This is a genomic window from Microbacterium resistens NBRC 103078 (assembly GCF_001552355.1).
Classification (GTDB): domain Bacteria; phylum Actinomycetota; class Actinomycetes; order Actinomycetales; family Microbacteriaceae; genus Microbacterium; species Microbacterium resistens.
The window spans coordinates 1-3404 of the sequence record NZ_BCRA01000190.1 but is presented as its reverse complement, the minus strand read 5'-3'; the positions used below and the strand labels follow the sequence as shown (position 1 = coordinate 3404).

At 74.0% G+C, this 3404-nt stretch carries 3 protein-coding genes; 2 read left to right on the top strand and 1 reads right to left on the bottom strand.

Annotated elements, in window-relative coordinates; translation table 11 throughout:
- A partial coding sequence (locus MR1_RS18740) for a glycerophosphodiester phosphodiesterase (RefSeq protein WP_217996255.1) occupies positions 1 to 816 on the top strand: 816 nt, incomplete at its 5' end.
- 29 nt (positions 817 to 845) lie between these two features.
- Complete coding sequence (locus MR1_RS18735; RefSeq protein ID WP_067250697.1) at positions 846 to 1640, top strand: DUF4184 family protein; 795 nt, start codon at positions 846 to 848, stop codon at positions 1638 to 1640.
- Here the strand turns inward: MR1_RS18735 and MR1_RS18730 are convergent, their stop codons facing one another.
- Positions 1641 to 2972 (bottom strand): CoA transferase, encoded by a 1332-nt coding sequence (locus MR1_RS18730; protein WP_255218203.1) that lies wholly within the window; start codon positions 2970 to 2972, stop codon positions 1641 to 1643. It abuts the gene before it with no gap.
- Positions 2973 to 3404 lie beyond the last annotated feature (432 nt).

Genomic DNA, 3404 nt, shown 5'->3' with positions numbered 1-3404 from the left:
GGCGCCGGCGTCGCGGCGGGGGGAACGCTGGCGGAGCGCGCGGACGGCGCGACGCTCGTGCTCGCGCACCGGGGCTTCGTCGACGGCGGGGTGGAGAACACGATCCCGGCGCTCGACGCGGCCCATCGTGCGGGAGCGGATCTCGTGGAGATGGACGTGCAGCAGACCGAGGACGGCGGGTGGGTGCTCATGCACGACGCGGATCTGCGGCGGCTGGCGGGGATCGACGGTTCCGTCGGCCGGATGACCACGGAGGAGGCGACCGCCGTCACGGTGCGCGACGAGGCCGGGCATCGTGCGCGGATCCCCTCGCTGGAGGAGTACCTGAGGCGCGCCGACGAGCTCGACCAGGCGCTGCTCATCGAGGTGAAGCTGCACGGCGGCGAGTCCGCGGACTACGTGCGCGAGCTCCTGGAGCTGATCGACCGCGTCGACGACGCCCGCGATCACATCTACCACTCCCTGAGCGCGGACGCGGTCGCCCGGATCAAGGAGCTCCGCCCGGATCTCACGGTGGGGTTCATCGTGCCGCTGGCCTACGGCGGCGTTCCGGAGACCCCCGCGGACTTCCTCGTGCTCGAGCAGAGCGCCTACGACGCATCCCGGCGGGACGCGGTGTGGGACCAGGGCAAGGGCGTCCTCGTCTGGACGGTGCAGGATCCGGCCGCCATGCGCGCGCTCTACCGGGACAACGTCGACGGGATCATCACCGACCATCCCGACACCGGTCTGACCGAGCGGACGGCCGTCGCGGGGGAGACGGGGATGGCGGATCGCCTCGGCGACGCGGTGGACCGCCTGCTGGCCACGCCCTGACCGCGTCTGCGAACGACGAGAGGACCGCGATGCCCTTCACGCCGAGCCACGCCGTGGTCGCCCTTCCCTTCGTGCGCACGCCGCTGGCGCCCGCGGCGGTCGCAGTCGGCGCGATGGCGCCGGATCTGCCGCTCTTCCTGCGTGGTCCCGCCGCCGGCATCGCGCCGGACTACGACGCCACGCACGACCCGAGGATGCTCCCGCTCACTCTCGTCGTCGCCGTCGTGCTGCTCCTGGTGTGGCGGCTGCTGCTGCGGCCCGCCGCACGCGCGCTCGCTCCGCGGGTCCTGGCCGAACGGTTGCCCGAGACCTGGGACGCCGGGCTCCGGGCCTCCCTGCGCGAGACGTTCCCGTCGCTGCCCGGCACGCTGTGGCTGCTCGGCGGGCTCGCCCTCGGGATCGCGAGCCACATCCTGTGGGACGCCTTCACCCACGAGGGGCGCGCGGGCTCGGACTGGATCCCCGGGCTCGACGCGCGATGGGGACCGTTGGCCGGGTACAAGTGGCTGCAGTACGGATCCGGCGCCTTCGGGCTCATCGTCCTGGGGATCGCCGGGATCCTGTGGCTGCGGCGCAGGCAGGCACGGCCGGCCCCGATGCTCCTGCCGCTTCCTGTCCGCGCACTCTGGTGGGCGTCGCTGCCGGTGGCACTCGTGGTCGCGGGCGTCGTCGGCGTCGTGCGCTACGGCGTGCCCGGCGCCGCGGGGACGGACCCCGCGCACACCGTGCCCTTCATCGCCTACCGCGTCCTGCCGCCCGGGTGCGCGATCTGGGCGGCGGCGACGCTCGTGCTGTGCCTCGTCATCCTCCTCCGGCGTCGCTGATCACGACGTGGCAGGGGCCTCCCAGACCGCGGGATCGGCGCCCCAGGGGCGCGGCGGCGCGAAGGAGAGACCGCGGAGGACCGGCGCCGCGGTCACGAGGCGGTGGCCCCCGACGGTGAACTCCTGGGTGTGCCCGGATCCATCCGGTGCGGGGTCCCCGCGCTCCTCGCGCCGGGGCAGCCCCAGCAGCTCTGCGGCCACGCGCCGGAGGGACGTGCGCACGACGGCCCCGCGCCCGTCGGCGTCGCGGTGCCGCACCGCCGCGGTGACCGCCGCAGCGAGGAGGTACCCGGCGCTGTGATCCAGAGCCTGGGCGGGCAGGGCGCCGGGGGTGCCGGCCCCGTCGGCCTCCACCATCGCGATCCCGGACTCGGCCTGCACGAGGCTGTCGAACCCCGCACGTTCCGGAGCCGCCTCGCCCCACGCGCTGAGCTGGGCGACGATGAGGCGGGGATGCGCCGCGGTGAGCGCCTCGGGGCTCAGCCCGAGCCTCGCCAGCGATCCCGGTCGGTAGCCCAGGACCACGACGTCGGCGCCGGAGACCAGCTCCCGCATCCGTGCGGAGGACGCGTCCAGGACCGCCGAGCGCTTGCCGTGCCCGGTGTCGAAGTGCTGCCACGGCAGCTCGGGACGGTGCGGCGGGTCGATCCGCAGCACCTCCGCGCCCAGGAGGGCGAGGGTGCGGGTGCAGACGGGGCCTGCGATCACGCGGGTGAGATCGAGCACGCGGACGCCGGCCAGGGGAGCGCGGGGGCTCCGCGGGGAGGCGGAGGGCACCGGCCACAGGTGCGCGCGCGAGGACGCCACGAGCGGGGTCCGCCTCCAGGCGCGGTCGGCGTGGGGATCCTCCGGCCGCACGGGGACGAGGAGTCCGCCGCTCGCCGTGACGGACGCCACGAGATCGTGCACCGACCGGTCGCCGATCACGGCGCGCAGGCGCTCGGGCTCCGCCTCCTCCTCCGCGGGATCGAGCCCGAGCGCGTCCCGCAGCGCCTTCGCATGGTGCGGGTAGTTGCCGTGCGTCCGCACCCAGCCGTCCGCCGCACGCCAGAACCCGGAGGAGGGGGACCAGGTTCGCGGCGCCTTCCCGTCGAGGCGCAGGACCTGGTCGCTGCGGTAGGCCACCGTGATCCGGCGAGGGTCGGGGGCGTACGCGACCGAGAGACCCGCGGCGAGCCGGACCGCCGTGACGCAGGCCCAGGCGAGGTCGCCGACGGAGAGCCGGGAGGGGAGGGGGACCGGCCTTCCGGGGTCCGGTGCCTCGGCGACGGCGAGGGGATCCACGCCGATCTCGCGCACGATGCGATCCAGGAGACCCTGCGCGGCGTTCATGAGCGATCGCCGAGGAAGGTGGACGCAGGATGCGGGGCGGTGATCTCGCGCATGGCGCGATGGTACCGAGGCAGGCGGGGAGCGGCGACACGCCCGGCGGGCCATCGCGATTTGCCGGGTACGGGGGATCCGCGTAAGTTATTACCTGTTCGCCCCAAGCGGTAGAGCGGAAGGCCGGAAGGTCTGACTCCCCAAGCGGCGAACATCCACCACATCCCTCCTCGAGGGTGAGCCGGACGTCCGCGTCCGGGCGGTGGTCGTCCGCCGGGACCGTCGATTTGACACACCGGCCGGGACGGATAAGCTAGTGAAGTTGCCCCGCGAGGGGCGCCGATCCAGCAAGATCCTCTCGGCGTGTCGATTTGACAGCCTCGATCAAGCGGATAAGATAGAGAAGTTGCCCTGAAGGGAAGGCCGCGAGGCCCGAACGCA

Bases quoted from the DNA above. Each gene is read 5' to 3' on its own strand.
- MR1_RS18735 (WP_067250697.1), top strand. From the start codon at position 846: ATGCCCTTCACGCCGAGCCACGCCGTGGTCGCCCTTCCCTTCGTGCGC.
- MR1_RS18730 (WP_255218203.1), bottom strand. From the start codon at position 2,972: ATGAACGCCGCGCAGGGTCTCCTGGATCGCATCGTGCGCGAGATCGGC.